15 protein-coding genes are annotated in these 17,124 nt (G+C 71.3%); 4 read left to right on the top strand and 11 right to left on the bottom strand.

What is annotated here, in order from left to right; all coding sequences use genetic code 11:
• Positions 1-14: 14 nt before the first annotated feature.
• The 7 genes from BLR04_RS04555 to BLR04_RS04525 form a co-directional block, all read right to left on the bottom strand.
• The gene (locus BLR04_RS04555; protein WP_176902933.1) at positions 15-2,753 is read right to left on the bottom strand and encodes a conjugal transfer protein; all 2,739 of its coding nucleotides are present in this window, start codon (positions 2,751-2,753) and stop codon (positions 15-17) included.
• 55 nt (positions 2,754-2,808) lie between these two features.
• Positions 2,809-3,054 carry a hypothetical protein gene (locus BLR04_RS04550; RefSeq protein ID WP_245740063.1) on the bottom strand — a complete coding sequence of 82 codons (246 nt, stop codon included), beginning with the start codon at positions 3,052-3,054 and terminating at the stop codon, positions 2,809-2,811.
• An 81-nt stretch (positions 3,055-3,135) separates the two neighbouring features.
• On the bottom strand, positions 3,136-3,855 hold the full coding sequence (locus tag BLR04_RS04545; protein WP_245740025.1) for a conjugal transfer protein: 720 nt from the start codon (positions 3,853-3,855) through the stop codon (positions 3,136-3,138).
• Between the two features lie 624 nt (positions 3,856-4,479).
• Entirely contained in the window at positions 4,480-4,779 is a 300-nt protein-coding gene (locus tag BLR04_RS04540) for a hypothetical protein (RefSeq protein ID WP_090759896.1), read from the bottom strand.
• Between the two features lie 107 nt (positions 4,780-4,886).
• The gene (locus BLR04_RS04535; protein WP_218128716.1) at positions 4,887-8,663 is read right to left on the bottom strand and encodes a S8 family serine peptidase; all 3,777 of its coding nucleotides are present in this window, start codon (positions 8,661-8,663) and stop codon (positions 4,887-4,889) included.
• A gap of 185 nt (positions 8,664-8,848) precedes the next feature.
• A complete protein-coding gene (ychF, locus tag BLR04_RS04530) occupies positions 8,849-9,925 on the bottom strand; it encodes a redox-regulated ATPase YchF (RefSeq protein WP_090759894.1) in 1,077 nt (358 codons plus the stop codon).
• 11 nt (positions 9,926-9,936) lie between these two features.
• Positions 9,937-10,680 carry a hypothetical protein gene (locus tag BLR04_RS04525; protein ID WP_090759892.1) on the bottom strand — a complete coding sequence of 248 codons (744 nt, stop codon included), beginning with the start codon at positions 10,678-10,680 and terminating at the stop codon, positions 9,937-9,939.
• Positions 10,681-10,776: 96 nt separating this feature from the next.
• Between BLR04_RS04525 and BLR04_RS04520 the strand changes: the two genes are divergently transcribed.
• Positions 10,777-12,033, top strand: coding sequence for a DNA recombination protein RmuC (locus tag BLR04_RS04520; RefSeq protein WP_090759890.1), 1,257 nt, complete (start codon positions 10,777-10,779; stop codon positions 12,031-12,033).
• 14 nt (positions 12,034-12,047) lie between these two features.
• Positions 12,048-12,557 carry a DUF6542 domain-containing protein gene (locus tag BLR04_RS04515; RefSeq protein ID WP_090759888.1) on the top strand — a complete coding sequence of 170 codons (510 nt, stop codon included), beginning with the start codon at positions 12,048-12,050 and terminating at the stop codon, positions 12,555-12,557.
• A gap of 7 nt (positions 12,558-12,564) precedes the next feature.
• Here BLR04_RS04515 and BLR04_RS04510 read toward each other — a convergent pair whose 3' ends face one another.
• Positions 12,565-13,530 carry a 4-hydroxy-3-methylbut-2-enyl diphosphate reductase gene (locus tag BLR04_RS04510; protein WP_090759886.1) on the bottom strand — a complete coding sequence of 322 codons (966 nt, stop codon included), beginning with the start codon at positions 13,528-13,530 and terminating at the stop codon, positions 12,565-12,567.
• A 101-nt stretch (positions 13,531-13,631) separates the two neighbouring features.
• Here BLR04_RS04510 and BLR04_RS04505 point away from each other — a divergent pair, with 101 nt between their 5' ends.
• Complete coding sequence (locus BLR04_RS04505; protein ID WP_090759883.1) at positions 13,632-14,462, top strand: hypothetical protein; 831 nt, start codon at positions 13,632-13,634, stop codon at positions 14,460-14,462.
• A 9-nt stretch (positions 14,463-14,471) separates the two neighbouring features.
• Positions 14,472-15,689 carry an exodeoxyribonuclease VII large subunit gene (gene xseA / locus BLR04_RS04500; RefSeq protein ID WP_090759881.1) on the top strand — a complete coding sequence of 406 codons (1,218 nt, stop codon included), beginning with the start codon at positions 14,472-14,474 and terminating at the stop codon, positions 15,687-15,689.
• Between the two features lies 1 nt (position 15,690).
• Here xseA and BLR04_RS04495 read toward each other — a convergent pair whose 3' ends face one another.
• Genes BLR04_RS04495 through BLR04_RS04485 form a run of 3 tightly spaced genes read right to left on the bottom strand, consistent with a single transcriptional unit; the run spans position 15,691 to position 17,110 of the window.
• On the bottom strand, positions 15,691-15,924 hold the full coding sequence (locus BLR04_RS04495; RefSeq protein WP_090759879.1) for an exodeoxyribonuclease VII small subunit: 234 nt from the start codon (positions 15,922-15,924) through the stop codon (positions 15,691-15,693).
• Positions 15,925-15,959: 35 nt separating this feature from the next.
• On the bottom strand, positions 15,960-16,490 hold the full coding sequence (locus BLR04_RS04490; RefSeq protein WP_090759877.1) for a DUF4245 domain-containing protein: 531 nt from the start codon (positions 16,488-16,490) through the stop codon (positions 15,960-15,962).
• A gap of 11 nt (positions 16,491-16,501) precedes the next feature.
• Positions 16,502-17,110, bottom strand: a complete 609-nt coding sequence (locus BLR04_RS04485) for a TetR/AcrR family transcriptional regulator (RefSeq protein ID WP_090759875.1) — start codon at positions 17,108-17,110, stop codon at positions 16,502-16,504.
• Positions 17,111-17,124: the final 14 nt, after the last annotated feature.

Below are 17,124 nucleotides of genomic sequence, written 5' to 3'. Positions count from 1 at the left end.
GCTCGCTTGTTCACTTATCGCTCACCGATTCTCGTGCCCGGGGGGTCACTCGCCAACTCCTCTTCGCTCGGTCGTACGGTCTGTGCCGCAAAGCCCGCGACCACGACACCGGCGAGGGCGAGGTAGGCCCGCCGCCCGGCCGCGCGCAACTGCCCGGGATCGACGACCTCGGCCTTCTCGGGCGCCAGGTCGTCCTCCCAGGGGACCCTGACGATGGCCCGGCATCTGCCTCTGGCCACCGACTCCGCCTGCTCGACGTCGGCCATCGAACGTCTGCTGACGCCGTTGACCACCATCACGGCGCGCCTGCGCAGTTCCGCGCAGCCGTGCCCGTCGAGCCACTCGTACGTCATCGCCACCGCCTCCGGCGCCTCCTCGCTCGCCGGCACCACCAGCACGAGCTGGTCGGCGTACGGCAGCAACCGGGCCGCCAGAGCGGCGGCCGGGTCGATGACCGCCAGCTTGTAGTGGCGGTCGAGCAGGCGCATGGACTCACCGAGCCGGTGGTCGGAGAAGAAGGACCTGTCCGCGAGGCGCTGTTCGGCGCCCGCGTCGGTGTCGGCGCTGATCACCTCGAGGCCCGAGGCGGTCCGCGTGGTGTATCCCCGCATGGTGAGGTAGCCGCTGACCCGGTCGAGCCCCGACAGCAACGACGTCAGGGTCTCGGGGGTCTCCGGCTGGATCTTGCTGGTCAGGGTGCCGCCGCCGGTGTTGGCGTCGACGGCGACGACCCGGTCGTCGCGGTATTTCGCGAAGGTGTGGCCGAGCATGAGCGCCGTCGTGGTCTGGCCGGCGCCGCCGGTGCAGCCCAGCACGACGACCCGGCGGCCGCCCGCGAACACGCCTCTGGCCCGCGCCTCGTCGATCTCGGACCCGTCCGTGCGCATGCCGCCGGTGTTGCCGACCACGACCTGGGCGATGCGCCGCCATCCGCCGGAGTCGCGCCCGACGACGGACTCGACCCGCCGCACGCGCCCCTCCCCCGGACGCGGCCCTGGCACCGGGGCGACGAGCTCGCCGCCGCCGTCACCCACGACCCTGCGCGGCCGCTCGAACGTAGGAGCCCCGCGCCTCTCACCGGGCGCGTCCGCCCGTCTTACACCCTCGGCGGCGTCCTGCCGCGCGACAGGGACGGCGTCGCTGCCGGCGTCGGACCCGTCCCGCGCAGCAGGGACGGCCTCTCCCCGACCCGCCCTGGTCGAGAACGCCCCCTCGCCCTCCTCCGCGGCAGCACCGCGGTCAGAGGACCCAGCAGCGGGACCGGCGTCCTTCACGGGCGTTGGGCCCGCGTCCTTCACGGGCGTTGGGCCCGCGTCCTTCACGGGCGTTGGGCCCGCGTCCTTCACGGGCGTTGGGCCCGCGTCCTTCACGGGCGTTGGGCCCGCGTCCTTCACGGGCGTGGAACTCGCGTCCTTCGCGGGGGTGGTGGTGTGTGCGGGGAGGTGGAAATCGGTGGCCGGGCGGGGCAGGGGCTTGCCCTCCGGGGTGAGCGCGGGCCAGACCTGCCCCGTGGCCGCCAGCACCTTGGCCGGGCCCACCCGGGGCGGCTGCCCCTTGCGGTGCTGGTCGCGAGCTACCTCCTCGTCGTACGCGTCCTCGTCCCGCACGTCCGCGACTGCCTCAGGCAACACGACGGGCACGCGCTCGGGCGACTCGGTCGCCACGGGCTCGGCCGGCGCGAAGACGGTGGGCGCGGGCTCGTCCTGCGCGAGGTCGGCGGACGCGAACCCGGCGGACGTGAGGTCGGCGGGCGTCAGGTCGGCGGGCGCGTCGACGCTCGCGGCGAGCCGCCGCAGCCGCCGCAACGCCTCGGTGTCGATCGGCTTGCCTGCCGCGGGCCTGCGGCTCTCAGCAGTCTTGATCGGTACGCCCACCTCACGCGCCACCGCGACCTCGGCGTCCATGTCACCCGGGTCGCCCGCCACGGCCTCGGCGTCCATGGCGTCGGGGTCGGCCTGCGGGGCCCTTCGCACGACGGCCGGTTCCCGCACCGAGCGAGCCGCTTCCTGGGACACGTCCTCGGAAGGGACGAGCGATCCGTCCTGCACGCCGGCGGGCTCCGGAGGGTCGGCGGCCGGAGCGGGGCCGGGGAGCGACACCAGGCGCCAGCCGGAGCGCGCAGGAAGCCCGTCCTCGCGCCGTGGCGGGCTCGCCGCCACGCCGGGCACCGGCTCGGGACGTACGCGCGCCCGGAGGGCGGGAGCGGCGCCGCGGCGGCTGCCCCAGCCCGTACGGGTGGCCGGCTCGGCGACGGGAGCCTGCGCGGCCGCGGCTGCAGCGGCGGCGACGGCGGGACGCACCTGCCGGGGCCCGGTGATCCGCTGCCCCTCACGCCGGCGCTGCGGCCGGCGGGCCTTGCGCGCCTCGGTGGACCTCGCGGGCGCGTACGTGGTCCGCCAGACGCGGCCGGAGAAGGTGACCGTGTCGGGTTCCGACCCGGGCGTCAGGCGGTACCAGGCCTTGGGCTCGCCCAGGTAGCGAAGATGGGACTCCAGGAGCTCGGTGAGCCGCTTGCCCTCGATGACCGGACGGGTCGACAGCCACGTCACGATGCCGGGCGGCACGAGGTAGAGCACGTGCCAGGGCATCTCCACCGGCACGCCCACCAGGACCAGCAGGAGCGACCACGGGACGAACACCCCCACGAACACACCGATCCAGACGATGGGCAGCGGCATCGGCAGCCGTAGGTCGTACAGCTTGTAGAGACGCTTCTCGATTCGCCAGATGTTCGTATACGTGGGCAGGTCCACGCGGTCCTCCTCTCCCACCCGCTCGTTCATGACCGCCGGGCGGCGATCTCAACCCTTACCTGATGCCGAGCGCTCCCGCGATGGCCTTCGCCGTCACCTCGATGATGTTGGGCACGTAGAAGATCACTCCGATGGCCACGGCCAGGATCAGGAACTGCACGAACCGCGTGATCTCACGGGTGAAGAGGAAGAAGAGCGCGACCACGGAGACGACGACGAGGAACAGCGGGGCGAAGAACGCGCGCAGGAAGTCGGCGAGCCCGCCGGTGTCGATGCCGGTGGACGTCGGCGCCGGCGTCATCTCCAGCAAGGTGAGCACTATGGTCTTCAAGGTCACTTCTTGTCCTCCCGGGGGGTACCGATCAGCGGAGCGGCCGCGCGTCTATCCAAGGACCCGGCCGCCGCCACGGATGTCGGCGACGAACCACTTGTCGCCCTGCTTCTCGACGGTCAGGCGATAGACCTGCTCCAGCGTGCCGCCGACCGCGGCCGGGTCGGTGGCGCTGGGCGTGGCCGGGACGTCGCCGTTCGGCACTGCCCAGACCACGACCGCCTGGATCTCTCGGGTGGCGCCCCCCACCGGCACCACGACTTCCTTGAGCTGCGAGAAGGTGAACGCGCCCGCGAAGCTCGGCAGGCTCTTGCCGGCGGCGACGTAGCGTTGCAGCCCGGCGGTGTCGCCGTCGGCGTAGTCCTTGAAGAAACCCTCCAGCTGCGGTTTGAGCTCGGCGGCTGTCGCGTCGTCGGTCTCGGGCTCGGCCACCTGGGGGAGCTGGGCCGGAGCGGGCGCGGGCAGGATCGCCGGTCGCCCGGCCACCACGAACCTCCTGCCGGCCTCGCCGCCGGAGGAGTAGAGCGGCACCGAGAGCATCAGCCGGCGGGGACCGGACTGGAAGGCCACGCTGACCACGGCGTTGTGGGCGTCGGCCACCTCGATGTCGTACGGCTGGATCGCGACGGCGGCGTAGCGGCCGAAGCCGTCCCAGCCCATTTGCGGGTCCATGCCCTCGGCCAGGAACGCCGCGAGCTTACGTGACCTGCTCGCGGCGTCGTCGGGGTTGAAATTCAGATAGACGCCGGCGAACTGTGCGGCGAATGACATGCCCTGTTCAGCGGGGAATCCCTTGTTCGCCGGCGTGACCCCGGCCGGCGAAGCGGACTCTTGCTGGGTAAACCTCTCAAATGGGGCACGGACCCCATTAACCAGGATTACTGCGATAAGTGCCCAGAGAATGATGCGGCCGGTCCACACCAGCCACCGCCCACCGCCACCCGACCAGCCACCCCGCCGCGGCCTGCGCGGCGGGGGCGTGTCGAAGTCGGCCGCGTCCAGGGTCGCGGAAAGGCCGGGACCGTCTGCGATCCGAGGATCGTGGACGGTAGACCTACGAGCCATCACGCCTCCGCTCGCGCCTATCCCCCCGGCTGGCGCGGTGTCGTCCGTTGCCGATCCCCATCATCCGCGGTGAAGTAGTCACCCTATCCGGTCTCCGCCATTGTTCCAGGAAAGCCACGCCCATGCTGCGGCATGACGGTCCCGGACGGCAAACCGGTCTCACAGGGCGGGCTCAGGACCCGATTGCCGGCACTTCTGGGCGAAATCACCATTCGACCAGGCCATTCGCCATAAAGGCGCATAGCCCGGCCGCCACGGAATCCTGTCCAAAACAGGCAAGTACTCTCACGACCTGCGGATTCGGTATGGATCGCGAGCGGAGGGAACCGATCAGGCGGGTTCGGAGTCCTGGCTCGCCCGCGCCTGGCGCCTGCTCTGCAGGTCGACCACCTTGGGCCGGACCGTACGCTCCAGCGAGCCGCGCAGGTCGGCCAGCATCTCGGCGGGCTCGCGGTCGCGCATGCGGCTCACCGTCTCGTTGCGCTCGTCGACCTTCCTGCGCAGGTACGCCTCGCGGTTGACGCGCAGGCCGTACATCAGCTCGACCCTGATGAGCGCGAGCTCCTCCTCCAGGCTGATGCCGACGAGCGTGGGCGCGGGGCGCCGTTTACGGATGATGCGACGGATCATGAGGGGCCTCCCGAGTCAGCGTGACCGCCGTGTCGATTCGACGCGCGGGATCCCCCGGTGGTTGACGTGAGGGGCGGGCGCCCGGCCGGCGTCCGCCCCTCACCGTGTCACTTGAGGCCGAAGGCCCGCATGACGGTCTGGGTGACGCCGTCGCCGTTACGCTGCTCGGCGGTGACCCTGATGGAGACGTACTCGGCTCCGCGCGGCGCCTTCAGAGACGTCTGCCAGGCGCCCTTCTTCTCCTTGACGCTCTGCTGCTGCCAGGTGGCCCCGTCGTCGTAGGAGACCTCAAGCTTGAGCGAGGAGGGCTTGTACTCGGCCGCGTCGCTGCCGACCACCACCGGCATGACGGCGAAGTCCGAGTTGCGCTTCGCCTTGCCGTCGGCGTCCGTGTCGGCGTCGTAGTCCAGTTGGAGCAGCGGGACGGCCAGGAAGCCCGCCGGGTCGTCCGGACCCTCGGAGGTGAAGTGCCAATCCGTCGAGGTGGTGGTGGAGTAGGGGCCCAGGTTGCCGTCGTTCTCCGTCTCGACGACCAACCGGTACGGCAGCTTCTCCGGCGTCATCTCGACGTAGAGCTCTCCGTTGTTGGACATGTCCCGCAGGAGCTTGTCGCCCTGGTACACCCTGATCCGCTGCGGCAGGTTGGTCCCGCCGCTGTGCGCCGTTCCCGCGTCGCCGAATCCGTTGATGACGGCGCTGAGTGCGTACTGACCGCGGAACGGGATGTCGGTGCTGATCATGCGGGGCCGCGTGACGGGCCCGTACCAGCGGTCCTCCTGCACACTCCCCGGCCGGTACGACAGCACTTCGCCGAGCGACTGCCCTGTGAGGGTCGCCCCGAACATGTCGCCGGGGTTGACGGCATGCCGCCACCGGATGTCGTCCCCTGCGGAGACCCAGTCGGTACGCGACCCCGCGGCGAGCGTCAGCTGATCGTTGCTGACCCCGACGCCGTAGTACTCGTACGGCTGGAAGTCGGTTCGGCTGTCGACCAGCCGCAACCCGGCCTGCGGGGTGAACTCCTCATCGATCCTGGCGAGGTCGTGGGTGCCGGTCTTCGGGGAGGGGTCCGCGGGCACCGCGCCGACGTGGCGGTCGGCCAGGTCGTACAGGTACGCGGGCGCCGGGTGGCCCTCGACCTTGAGCTTCGTCTTCTTCTTGCCGGAGGTGAGCTCGTCGATCAGCGCCTCACCCTCGTCCCTGCGGACCGTGGCGACCGGGATGGGCCCCATCGTCATGAAGTCGCCCGGGGTGCCGTACCAGTCCATCTTGCGGCCGGGGACGTCGTTGACCACCAGGAGCATCGCGGCGCCCGCGGCGTGCGCCGCCGCGCCACGCTCCGCCGGGGTGACGGCGTCGCTGCTGCGGACGATCGCGATCTTGCCGCGCGCGGACACGCCGGCGTAGTCGGCCTGCGAGCCGGTACCGGCGAAGACGACCTCGAGCTGCTGCTTGCCCTCCGGACCCGGCGTGGAGCCAGGCTGCACGAGCGGTTCGATGTGGCGACCGCCGTAGCTGATCTGCAGCGGCGGCTGCTGGGCGCGGAACCTGGTGGTGAAGACGAAGCTGCCCTTCTTCACCTTCGGCCCGGTCGGCAGCGCCCACACGCTGTCGTACGCGGCCGGAAGCAGGATCTTCTCGTTCAGGTCGCTGTAGTCGCCCGGCTTCGGCTCGCTCGACGTGAAGGAGCGGTAGAGGTCGATCCTCGTGCCGGTGACGGCGGTCGGCTTGGGGGTGTCGACCTTGACCTGGGGTGCCTGCGAGGCGTCGAGGGTCACGGTCCGGTCGGCCGTCAGCTCGACCTCGGGGGCGGTCATGATGGCGAGTCCGAGGGAGTCGGGGCCGTTCAGTCCCTCGACGTCCATGATGGCGACGACCGCGTACGTGCCGGGGGCCCAGCGGCTCGTGAGCTTGCCGTTCCTGGTCCACATGTAGGTGCTGACTCCGGCGGCGTCCCTGATCTCGAGCTCGGCGTCCACGGGCCGGCCGGCCCGGTCCTTCACGTTGACGGTGAGGACGTGCCGCTCGGACTCGACGGAGAGCCCCACCACCGTGTGCACCTCGTCGGCCGCGCCGCCGGTCGCGACGGCCTTGACCTGGGCGGCGTACTGGCCGGCGGCGAGCCCGCCCGGCTTCACCGTGACGTCGACCGTCGAGGTTCCGTGCGCGGGCACGGTGACCTGGTCGGCGGCCAGCTCGAAGACCTCAGGAGAGTTGCCCGGGTCGACGGACAGGTCCAGGGTGACGGGGCTGTCCGTCACGTTGGTGTAGGAGATCTGCCGCGTGATCGGCTCCCGCTTCTTGTCCGACCACGCGACGAGGCCCGCGTCCACCGAGCCGGTCGCGATTACCCGGTCCTGCCGGTAGGCGGCGGCCAGGTCGAGGCGGCCGGTGCCCGCCAGGTAGGGGCTGTAGTCGGGGGTCGGCTTGGACGTGCTCATCAGAGCGTCCTTGAGCTGCTGCGCCGTCCACTCGGGGTGCTTCTGCGCGAGCAGGACGGCCGCTCCTGCGACGTGCGGCGCCGCCATGGAGGTGCCGCTGTCCAGGCGGTAGTAGCCCTCGCCCATCCACGAGTACTGCGAGCGCGCCGCGAGCACGTCCACGCCGGGGGCGGAGATGTCGGGCTTGAGGCCGTCGTCGTTCATGCGCGGCCCGCCGCTGGAGAACTCGGCGAGGTGGTCGGAGGAGTCGACCGCGGCGACGGTGAGCGCGGCGTCCGCGTTCGCCGGGGCGCCGATGTTGTACGGGCCGTTGCCGTCGTTGCCGGCGGCGACGACGAAGAGCGCGCCCGTCTCGGCGGTCAGCTGGTTCACGGCCTGGCTCAGCGGGTCGTCCTGGGAGTGCCAGGCGCTGACGCCCAGGCTCATGTTGACGATCTGGGCGTGCTGCTCACGAGCCGCCCATTCCATGCCCGCGATGATGCCGGACACCGTACCGGTGTCGTCGTCGCTGAGGACCTTGCCCACCATCAGCTTGGCGCCAGGGGCGACACCCCGCTCCTTGCCGTCGGAGGCGGCGCCCGTCCCGGCCAGGATGGAGGCCGTGTGGGTGCCGTGCCCGTGGCGGTCGGTGACCTCCTCGCCGGGGATGAAGCTCCGGGACGCCGCGATGCTGCCCGCGAGGTCGGGGTGCTCGGTGTCGACGCCGGTGTCGAGGATCGCGACCCGGACCCCTTCGCCTGTGCCTCCACCGGCCCAGACCTCCGGGGCGCCGATCTGCGCGGTGGTGTCGGCCAGGGTCGCCTTGGCCTTCATGTCGAGCCACACCTTGTCGATGCCGGCGGCGAAGGACGGCGTCTCCGGCTCAGCCTGCTTGAACGCCGCCAGTCCCGCGCCGGTGAGGGCCGACCAGAAGTCCGTGGCCTTCGACCGGTGGGCGCGGATCGCCTCACCCTGGACGGACGGAAGGCTCAGCGTGGTCTCGGCGCCCGGCAGGGTGGTGCTCGACGGCGGCGCGGTGGTCCTGGCCTCGGCCGTGGCCGCGCCCTTCGTGACGATCAGCGGGAGGTCGGCGCTGTGCGCGTCGTCGTACCCCTGGGCGATCAGCTGGGTGACGTCGAAGAGCTGCTTGTCGAGGCGGCCTGCCGCGATGTAGGCGATCGCCTCGGCGGGGTAGACGTAGGTGTCCCCGCCCTCGGTGGCGATGCGCACCGGGCCCTTCGCGCCGGGCGCCCGCTCGACGCTCACGCTGGGGTGTCCGTTGGGCTGCGGGGTCAACGTCACCTTGTCGCCGGTGATCAGCGTCACCGTGGTGGGCGCGCCACCGGTCGCGGACGTGAACGGCTGGTCAACAGGTGCGCTGTGCGCCGCCAGGGGGGTGGCGACGACCGCGAGAAGTGCCGCGGCGGCTGACGCCGCAGGCAGACGAGCTAAAGAAAGCCGCACATTTCCTCCAAAGGTGATGAACCGGGCGGAATCTGATCACCTCTGGACATGCGCTGTAAAGCCAATGTGCAGATATCGGGACAAAATGCTCGATGTTTTACATAAACGAAATATGTCCGCATAACGGACAGGGTGTACAGCAGTGAGGCCGGCCCCGTACGGGACCGGCCTCCGCGCAGGACCGGTTAGACGTTGAAGCGGAACTCGACCACGTCGCCGTCGCGCATGACGTAGTCCTTGCCCTCGATCCGGGCCTTGCCGGCCGAGCGGGCGCTGGCGATGGACCCGGCCTCGACCAGGTCGTCGAAGGAGACGACCTCGGCCTTGATGAAGCCGCGCTGGAAGTCGGTGTGGATCACGCCGGCCGCCTCGGGGGCGGTGGCGCCCTTGCGGATCGTCCAGGCCCTGGTCTCCTTCGGGCCGGCGGTGAGGTAGGTCTGCAGGCCGAGCGTCTCGAAGCCGACGCGGGCGAGCTGGCGCAGGCCCGACTCGTCCTGGCCGACCGAGCGCAGCAGCTCCAGCGCCTCCTCCTCGTCGAGCTCGACCAGCTCGGACTCGATCTTGGCGTCGAGGAAGACGGCCTCGGCCGGGGCGACCAGCTCGGCGAGCTGCTTGCGCAGCGCCGTGTCGGTCAGCTCGTCGGCGTCGAGGTTGAACACGTACAGGAAGGGCTTGGCGGTCAGCAGGTGGAGCTCGCGCAGCTCGTCGCGGTCGAGACCGCTCTCGAAGACGGTCTTGCCCGTCTCGAGGACGGCCAGCGCCGCCTCGGCGGCCTCCAGCGCGGCCTTCTTGTCCTTGTTGTTGCGCGCCTCCTTCTGCAGGCGCGGGACGGCCTTCTCGACCGTCTGAAGGTCGGCCATGATCAACTCGGTGTTGATGGTCTCGATGTCGCGCCTCGGCGAGATCTCACCGTCGACATGGGTGACGTCGGGGTCGCCGAACACGCGGATGACCTGGCAGATCGCGTCGGTGTCGCGGATGTTGGCGAGGAACTGGTTGCCCCTGCCCTGCCCCTCCGACGCGCCCTTGACCAGGCCGGCGATGTCGACGAACTCGACCTTGGCGGGCAGGATGCGGGCCGAGCCGAAGATCTCGGCCAGCACGGGCAGCCGGTCGTCGGGCACGCCCACGATGCCGACGTTGGGCTCGATGGTGGCGAACGGGTAGTTGGCCGCGAGCGCGTTGCCGGTCTTGGTCAGCGCGTTGAACAGCGTGGACTTACCGACGTTGGGCAGGCCGACGATGCCGATGGAGAGACTCACGGACGCTGAGTTTACTTGCTCAGCACGTCCAGACAGGTCACCGGCCGGAACGCCCCCTCGACCCGCAGATAGCGCTCGGAGCGGGACGGGCAGCCACCCGGCGAGGTGCCGAACGCCACCACCCGCGCCCAGGCCTGGCGCGACTCGCACGGCACCCGGACGACCGCGGAACGGGCCGTCGCCGCGGCCGACGGCCTGGCCACGCAGGCGCCCCGCTCCAGCACCTGGCCTCCCGGGCCGAGGCAGACCACCCGGGAGTCGTCGCTGAGCGTGTCGAGGGTGCGCGAGGGACAGGCGGAGACGCGCCCGGTGATCGCGATGACCTTGCCGTACCAGCCGGGACGGTCGCACGCCTGCTCGCGGCCGTCCAGCCGGACGCAGTCACCCGCGCGCAGCAGCCCCCCGCCCCCGCCCGGCATGCCCGGGTGCGGGTCGAGGAAGTTGCGCACGCACGCCGTACGGTTCGCGCCGACGCGCAGCACGTTGTCGGTGTCGACCGGGCAGTCGCCTGGACGCGGCGGATCGGGGGCGAGGGCCACCACCCGCGACTCGCCGCCGTTGCACGCGGTCAGCGCGTAGTCGCGCGTCACGCACGCGCCGGGCGTCCAGCGCAGCACCGGACGGGCCTGCCCGACCAGCGCGCCGCCCGCCTGGCCGGGAGCGCCGTCGGAACCGGACGGCGAACAGGCGATCACCGCGCCGGCCAGCGCCACCAGGACGGCTACCACCACGGCGGTTCTCGGCAGCGTGCTCACTCCATCACTCTGCGTGACGCGAGACGTGCCGCACAAGCGGAACGCCGAAGCGTGTCGGTGACATACGCCCGCCGCGGCCCTGCAATCATCGACCGGGTGGACGTCCTCGCGCTTCTCACAGGTCTCGCTGTCGGACTGCTCGTCGGATTCCTCCTCGCCAGGACACGCGCGGCGGTACGGGTCGCCGAGGCCGACGCCCGCGCCAAGGCCGCCTCGGAGAAACTCGTCTACGTCGAGGAACAGCTGGCCGAACGCTTCCAGGCCCTGTCCACCCGCGCACTCGACGTCAACAACGTCCGCTTCCTCGAACTGGCCGAGACCCGGCTCGCGGCCAGCCGCGCCGAGGCCACCGGCGACCTCGACCAGCGAAGGCAGGCCGTCGAGCACCTGGTGGAGCCGCTGAAGGACGCCCTTGCGCGGGTCGAGGCGCAGCTGCGCGACACCGAGTCGGGGCAGCGCGCGGCTCGGGCGGAGCTGGCCCAGCAGATGGAGTTCGTCCGCCAGAGCCACGAGCAGCTGCGCGCGCAGACCACCGCGCTCGTACGGGCCCTGCAGCGACCCGAGGCGCGCGGCCGGTGGGGCGAGCTGCAGCTGCGCCGGGTCGCCGAGATCGCCGGTATGCAGCGCCACTGCGACTTCGACGAGCAGGTCACCGAGGGCTCCATGCGCCCCGACATGGTCGTGAGGCTCGCCGGCGGCAAGAACATCGTGGTCGACTCCAAGGTGTCGCTGGCCGCCTACCTCGAGGCCGCCGAGGCCGGCGACGAGACGCACGCGTCCGTACGGCTCGACGCGCACGCCCGGCACCTGCGCGAGCACATCGACCGGCTCGCCGCCAAGTCGTACTGGCAGGGGTTCAACCCTTCGCCCGAGTTCGTGGTGCTGTTCATCCCCGGTGAGGCGTTCCTCGCGCCCGCGCTGGAACGCGACCCCAGCCTGCTGGAGTACGCCATGGCGCGGCGCGTGCACATCGCCACGCCGACGACCCTGATCACGATGCTGCGCACCGCCCACTACGCCTGGCAGCAGGCCGCGCTCAGCGAGAACGCGCGCGCGGTCTTCGACCTCGGCAAGGAGCTGTACGAACGCCTGTCGTCCCTGGGCCGCAACGTCGACGCGCTGGGCCGGGCGCTGACCCGGGCCGTGGAGGCCTACAACAAGTCGGTCGGGTCGCTCGAGAGCCGCGTGCTGGTCACCGCGCGCAAACTGCACGATCTGGGCGTCGTGGACGGTGATCTCGACTCGCCCGAGATGCTCGAAGGCCTGCCCAGACCCCTGGCATCGCCCGAACTACTCGAAACCTCACCTCTGATTTCGCACGCGAACGGTAAGTTGGCCAACGGGTCGCAGTAAACGGGGGTGGGCCGGTGGCTGGGAAAGGCAGGCGTTCGGCGGTCAGGCTGACCGCTCGCGGCGCGGTCGCGCTCGCCCTGGTCGCCACCCTGGCGGGCTACGTGCTGACGGCGGTGCTCGCCGTCCCGTACCTGGTGGGGGCGACGTTCGTCGCGGCCAGCACGCTCGGCGTGCTGCTGGTCAACCGGCGCGAGCTGCTGTCGCTCGTGGTGACGCCGCCGCTGGTGTTCTTCTGCGCCACGCTCTTCGTCGAGCTCGGGCGCGCCTTCGGGTCGGTGTCGATCGTGCAGTCGCTGACGCTCGGCCTCTACACGTCGCTGACCCGCGGCGCGCCGTGGCTGTTCGCCGGATCGGCGATCGTGCTCGGCATCGCGTGGCGGCGCGGCCTGCGCGACAACGTACGCGAGCTCCGCGAGGAGCTGAAGGCGGGCGCGGAGGTGCCGCGCCCGCGCCAGCCGTTCGTGCCCGAGCCGGAGGGCTACTTCGAGCCCAAGGTCTACGGCACCCCCCGCGGCGACGACTGACCGGCCGCTAGCCGGCCCGCAGGTCTTTGCGCAGCTCGTGGGGCAGTGCGAAGCGCATGCTCTCCTGCACCGGCTCGACCTCGCTCACGTCGCAGAACCCATGCGCGGCCAGCCGCTCCAGCACCTCGTGCACCAGCTCGTCGGGCACGGACGCGCCGCTCGTCACGCCGACCGTGGTGACCCCGTCGAGCCACTCGTCACGGATGTACGAGGCGTTGTCGACGAGGTAGGACGCCTTGGCGCCGTAGTCTTTCGCCACCTCGACCAGCCGCTTGGAGTTGGACGAGTTGTCGGAGCCCACCACGATGACCAGGTCGGACTCGGCGGCGATCTCCTTGACCGCCACCTGCCGGTTCTGGGTGGCGTAGCAGATGTCGTCGCTCGGCGGGTCGATCAGCGTGGGGAAGCGCTCCTTGAGCCGGGCGACCGTCTCGGTGGTCTCGTCGACCGACAGCGTGGTCTGCGACAGCCACACCAGCTTGCTCGGGTCTTTCACCTGCACCCGGTCGACGCTGTCGAGCCCGTCGACGAGCTGGATGTGGTCGGGCGCCTCGCCGGAGGTGCCCTCGACCTCCTCGTGGCCCTCATGGCCGATCAGCAGGATGTCGTAGTCGTTCGCCGCGAACCGCTTGGCCTCGTTGTGCACCTTGGTGACGAGCGGGCAGGTGGCGTCGATCGTGCGCAGGCTGCGCTGTCTGGCCTCCTCGTGCACGGCGGGCGACACGCCGTGGGCCGAGAACACCACGATCTCGCCCTCCGGCACGTCCTCGGTCTCGTCGACGAAGATGGCGCCCCTGGCCTCGAGCGTCTTGACGACGTGGGTGTTGTGGACGATCTGCTTACGGACGTAGATCGGCGCGCCGTACTGCTCCAGCGCCTTCTCGACCGCGACGACGGCTCGATCGACTCCGGCGCAGTAGCCCCGCGGCTTGGCCACGAGGACTCGGCGGGAACTGGGGGTCTGGGGCTCCATACTTCTTATGCTACGTGGAACGGCCCGCTGGCCCGAGCGTGCGCGCTTGCCCGCGATTTGCCAGACTGGCCGTCTATTACTGACCTCCCAGGGAGACGTTCATGTCCCTCAGCGACGTGATACGCAACATCGCCAGAACTGTCACCAACAAGGACCAGCTGAAGGAGAAGGCCAAGGATCTCCCGCTCCTCGTCGTCCAGGGCACCTTGAGCGCCGCCGGGCAGGCGCTGCTCGTCGTCGACCGCATGAAGAACTCCGTCAAGGGCCTCGGCCGCAAGGACGAGGAGCGCGAGGCGTCTCCCTCGGCCGCCGAGCAGGTGGCCGAGGCGTCCGTTGAGACGGCGGAGGACAAGCCGGCGCGCAAGGAGCCGGTGATCTTCGCCCCCAGGTCGGCCCCGGCCGAGCCGGAGCAGGCGCCAGGCACCGCCACCGAGCCCGAGGCGGAGCCGGTTGCCACCACCCCGGCCGCCAAGGCCGAGCCGACCGCCGAGCCGAAGCCCGAGCCCGAGCCCGCGGTCGCCACGGAGAAGAAGCCCGCAGAAGCCCCCGCCGAGAAGCCCGCCGAGGTCGCCGCCGAAACTCCGGCGGAGAAGCCCGCCGAGGTCGCCGCTGAGGCCCCTGCCGAGACCGTCGCCGAGAAGCCCGCCAAAAAGCCCGCCGCGAAGCCCGCCAAGAAGGTCAAGGCGGCCGAGGCCACCCCCGAGCCCGCCGGCGCCGCGCCCGCCGAGGGCGGGCTGGTCGAGCCACTGCCCGGGTACGCCTCGCTCACCGTCGCGTCGCTGCGTGCCCGCATGCGGGGCAAGACGGCCGAGCAGATCGGCGACTACCTCGCCTACGAGAAGGCCACGACGGCACGCCCCGAGGTCGTCAAGATGTTCGAGAACCGCCTCGCCAAGCTCGAGGCCGAGAAGCAGGTCGTACCGAACCCGTAGTCTTCCTGCATGACCTCGAAGACCACGCCGGAGTCCCCGCTGCCGATCCGCACGGTCCTGCAGATGGTGGGCGGCTGGATCGGCAGGCTCGGCACGGTCTGGGTCGAGGGCCAGATCACCGACCTGAGCGCGCGCGGCGGCACGGTGTTCCTGACGTTGCGCGACCCGGTCGCCAACGTGTCCGCCCGCGTCACCGCGCCGCGAGGCGTGTACGAGGCGGCCGTGCCCAGGCCCGCCGACGGCGCGCGGGTCGTCATACACGTCAAGCCCGACTTCTGGGTCAACAAGGGCTCGTTCGCGTTCACCGCGCTCGAGATCCGGCCGGTCGGCGTCGGAGAGCTGCTGGCCCGGCTCGAACGGCTCAGGCAACTGCTGGCCGCCGAGGGGCTGTTCAACTCCGACCGCAAGCGGCGGCTGCCGTTCCTGCCCGGCACGATCGGGCTCGTCTGCGGCCGCGAGTCGGCGGCCGAGCGTGACGTGCTGGAGAACTCCCGCCGCCGCTGGCCCGCCGTCCGGTTCAAGGTCGAGCAGGTCGCCGTCCAGGGGCCGTACGCGGTGGGCGAGGTGACCGAGGCGCTGCGCAAGCTCGACGCCGACGCCTCGGTCGAGGTGATCGTCATCGCGCGGGGCGGTGGTTCGCTGGAGGACCTGCTGCCGTTCTCCGACGAGACGCTGGTGCGCGCGGTGGCCGCGTGCCGCACGCCCGTGGTGAGCGCGATCGGCCACGAGCAGGACAGCCCGCTGCTCGACCTGGTCGCCGACGTGCGCGCGTCCACGCCCACCGACGCGGCCAAGAAGGTCGTGCCCGACGTCGGCGAGCAGCTGTCGATGGTGCGCCAGCTGCGCGACCGGGGCCGGCGGGTGGTGAGCGGGTGGCTCGACCGCGAGATGTCCTGGCTGACGTCCGTACGCTCCCGGCCCGCGCTCGCCGACCCCGTACGCGAGCTGGAACGCCGGGCCGAGCAGGTGGAGGCGCTGCGCGACCGGGCGCGCAGGTCACTGTCGGGGTCGCTCGACCGCGCGAGCGACGACCTCACCCACCTGCGCGCTCGCCTGGTCACCCTGTCGCCGGCGGCCACACTCGAACGGGGCTACGCGATCGTGCAGCACCCGTCCGGCGAGGTGGTGCGGCGGGCGAAGGACGTCGCACCGGGGGCCGCACTGACGATCCGGCTGACCGACGACCGGGTGAACGTGCGCGCGGAGGACGCCCCCGAGGACGAGTGAGTCAGAAGGGGGCGTCGTCGGAGCCCTGCGCCTGGTCGGCGCGCCGGGCCATGGCGGCGGCCAGCTTGACGCGGGCCCCCTGGAGCCACTCCTCGCAGACGGCGGCGAGCTTCTCGCCGCGTTCCCACAACTCGATCGACTGCTCCAGCGTGAGCCCGCCGGTCTCGAGGCGGCGCACCACCTCGGTCAGCTCCTCGCGGGCCTGCTCGTATGAGGGTGCCTTCTCGTCTGCCACGTCACCACCCTAGACGCATCGGCCCACGCGCGCCGTCAGCCCTGCGGCCGCTGCTGGAGCTGCGCGGCGAGCTCGCCGAGCTCGGGCCAGTCGGCCGTGCCGGTGATGACGAGCGTCACGTCGGGCAGGACGCGGACGAGCGTGCGCTGGTTCTTGTCCTCGCGGTGGCGCTGCTCCCAGGTGACGCCGCCGATCTGCTGCGTGCCCGTGGCCTTGTCGCTGTTGGCCATGCGGGAGGCGAACCCGGCCGCGGGCCGCTCGTTGCTCTGCGCGAACATGACGTGCTGGCGCTTGGCGGTGGCGTAGCCCAGGTAGAGCACCTGCGCGCCGTTCTCGCCCTTGGCGATGCGGTTGCTGTTGGGCACCCAGCCGGGCGGGTCCTGGCGCGGCGCCCAGACGCCGTACGGCACCTGGTGGCCGAAGTTGGCGACGGTGATCGTGTAGTCGAGCCGCGGAATGTGCTCCTCACGGCTTTGCGGGGTGACCAGCAGGAACAACCCGGCGCCCGCGAGGCAGACGAACAGGGCTACCGCGTAGCCGTGGAAACCTTCGGTGAACCGTCGCACACTTCGCGAGACTACCCGTTGGAGGGTGCGGTCGCCGAAGCGGCCGGACGGATCTGCCCGATGATGGCGAGCGCCTCCTCGGCGAGGTCGCGGTCGCCGGAATCGACGACCTCCGACACCGCAGCGGCCAGCGCCCCGGTGACCACCACGGCGAGCGCCGGCTCGTCCTCGAAGAGCGCCGCGTTGCGCTGCGCCCACGTACGCAGGCGGTCGCGCATGAGCACGTCGAAGCCGGGCGGGCCGTCGCCGCGCAGGAACAGCGCGGCCAGCTCGCGCTCTTCGAGGCAGCCGTCGAGGTAGGCGCGGGCGGCGCTGACGAACACCCGCATCGGGTCGCTCTCGCCGCCGGCGCGGGCCGCGCGGGCGGCCTGCTTGGTGCGTTGCGCCTGGCGGGCCTGGAACTCCTCCCACAGGGTGAGGTAGAGGTCGGCCTTGCCGGAGAAGTGGTGGTAGAGGCTGCCCACGCTGGCCTCGGCCCGCGACACCACGTCGGTGACGCCGGCCTCGGCGAAGCCCTTCGAGACGAAGACCTCGCGTGCGGCGGCGAGCAGCGAGCCGCGCGTCGCGGCACCGCGCTCGGACATGCGCGGCTGGACGACCACGTCTTCCACATCGCTCATCGGGACCTCCTCCA

It is taken from the genome of Nonomuraea maritima, assembly GCF_900100395.1.
Lineage (GTDB): Bacteria > Actinomycetota > Actinomycetes > Streptosporangiales > Streptosporangiaceae > Nonomuraea > Nonomuraea maritima.
The sequence above is the reverse complement of the archived record's forward strand: the minus strand, read 5'-3'. Positions and strand labels throughout refer to the sequence as shown.

What these genes read in the sequence shown, in the direction of transcription:
- xseA (WP_090759881.1), top strand. Translation starts at nt 14,472, where the DNA reads ATGACCTCGAAGACCACGCCGGAGTCCCCGCTGCCGATCCGCACGGTC.
- BLR04_RS04485 (WP_090759875.1), bottom strand. Translation starts at nt 17,110, where the DNA reads ATGAGCGATGTGGAAGACGTGGTCGTCCAGCCGCGCATGTCCGAGCGC.
- BLR04_RS04540 (WP_090759896.1), bottom strand. Translation starts at nt 4,779, where the DNA reads ATGATCCGTCGCATCATCCGTAAACGGCGCCCCGCGCCCACGCTCGTC.
- BLR04_RS04550 (WP_245740063.1), bottom strand. Translation starts at nt 3,054, where the DNA reads ATGACGCCGGCGCCGACGTCCACCGGCATCGACACCGGCGGGCTCGCC.
- BLR04_RS04545 (WP_245740025.1), bottom strand. Translation starts at nt 3,855, where the DNA reads ATGTCATTCGCCGCACAGTTCGCCGGCGTCTATCTGAATTTCAACCCC.
- BLR04_RS04510 (WP_090759886.1), bottom strand. Translation starts at nt 13,530, where the DNA reads ATGGAGCCCCAGACCCCCAGTTCCCGCCGAGTCCTCGTGGCCAAGCCG.
- BLR04_RS04505 (WP_090759883.1), top strand. Translation starts at nt 13,632, where the DNA reads ATGTCCCTCAGCGACGTGATACGCAACATCGCCAGAACTGTCACCAAC.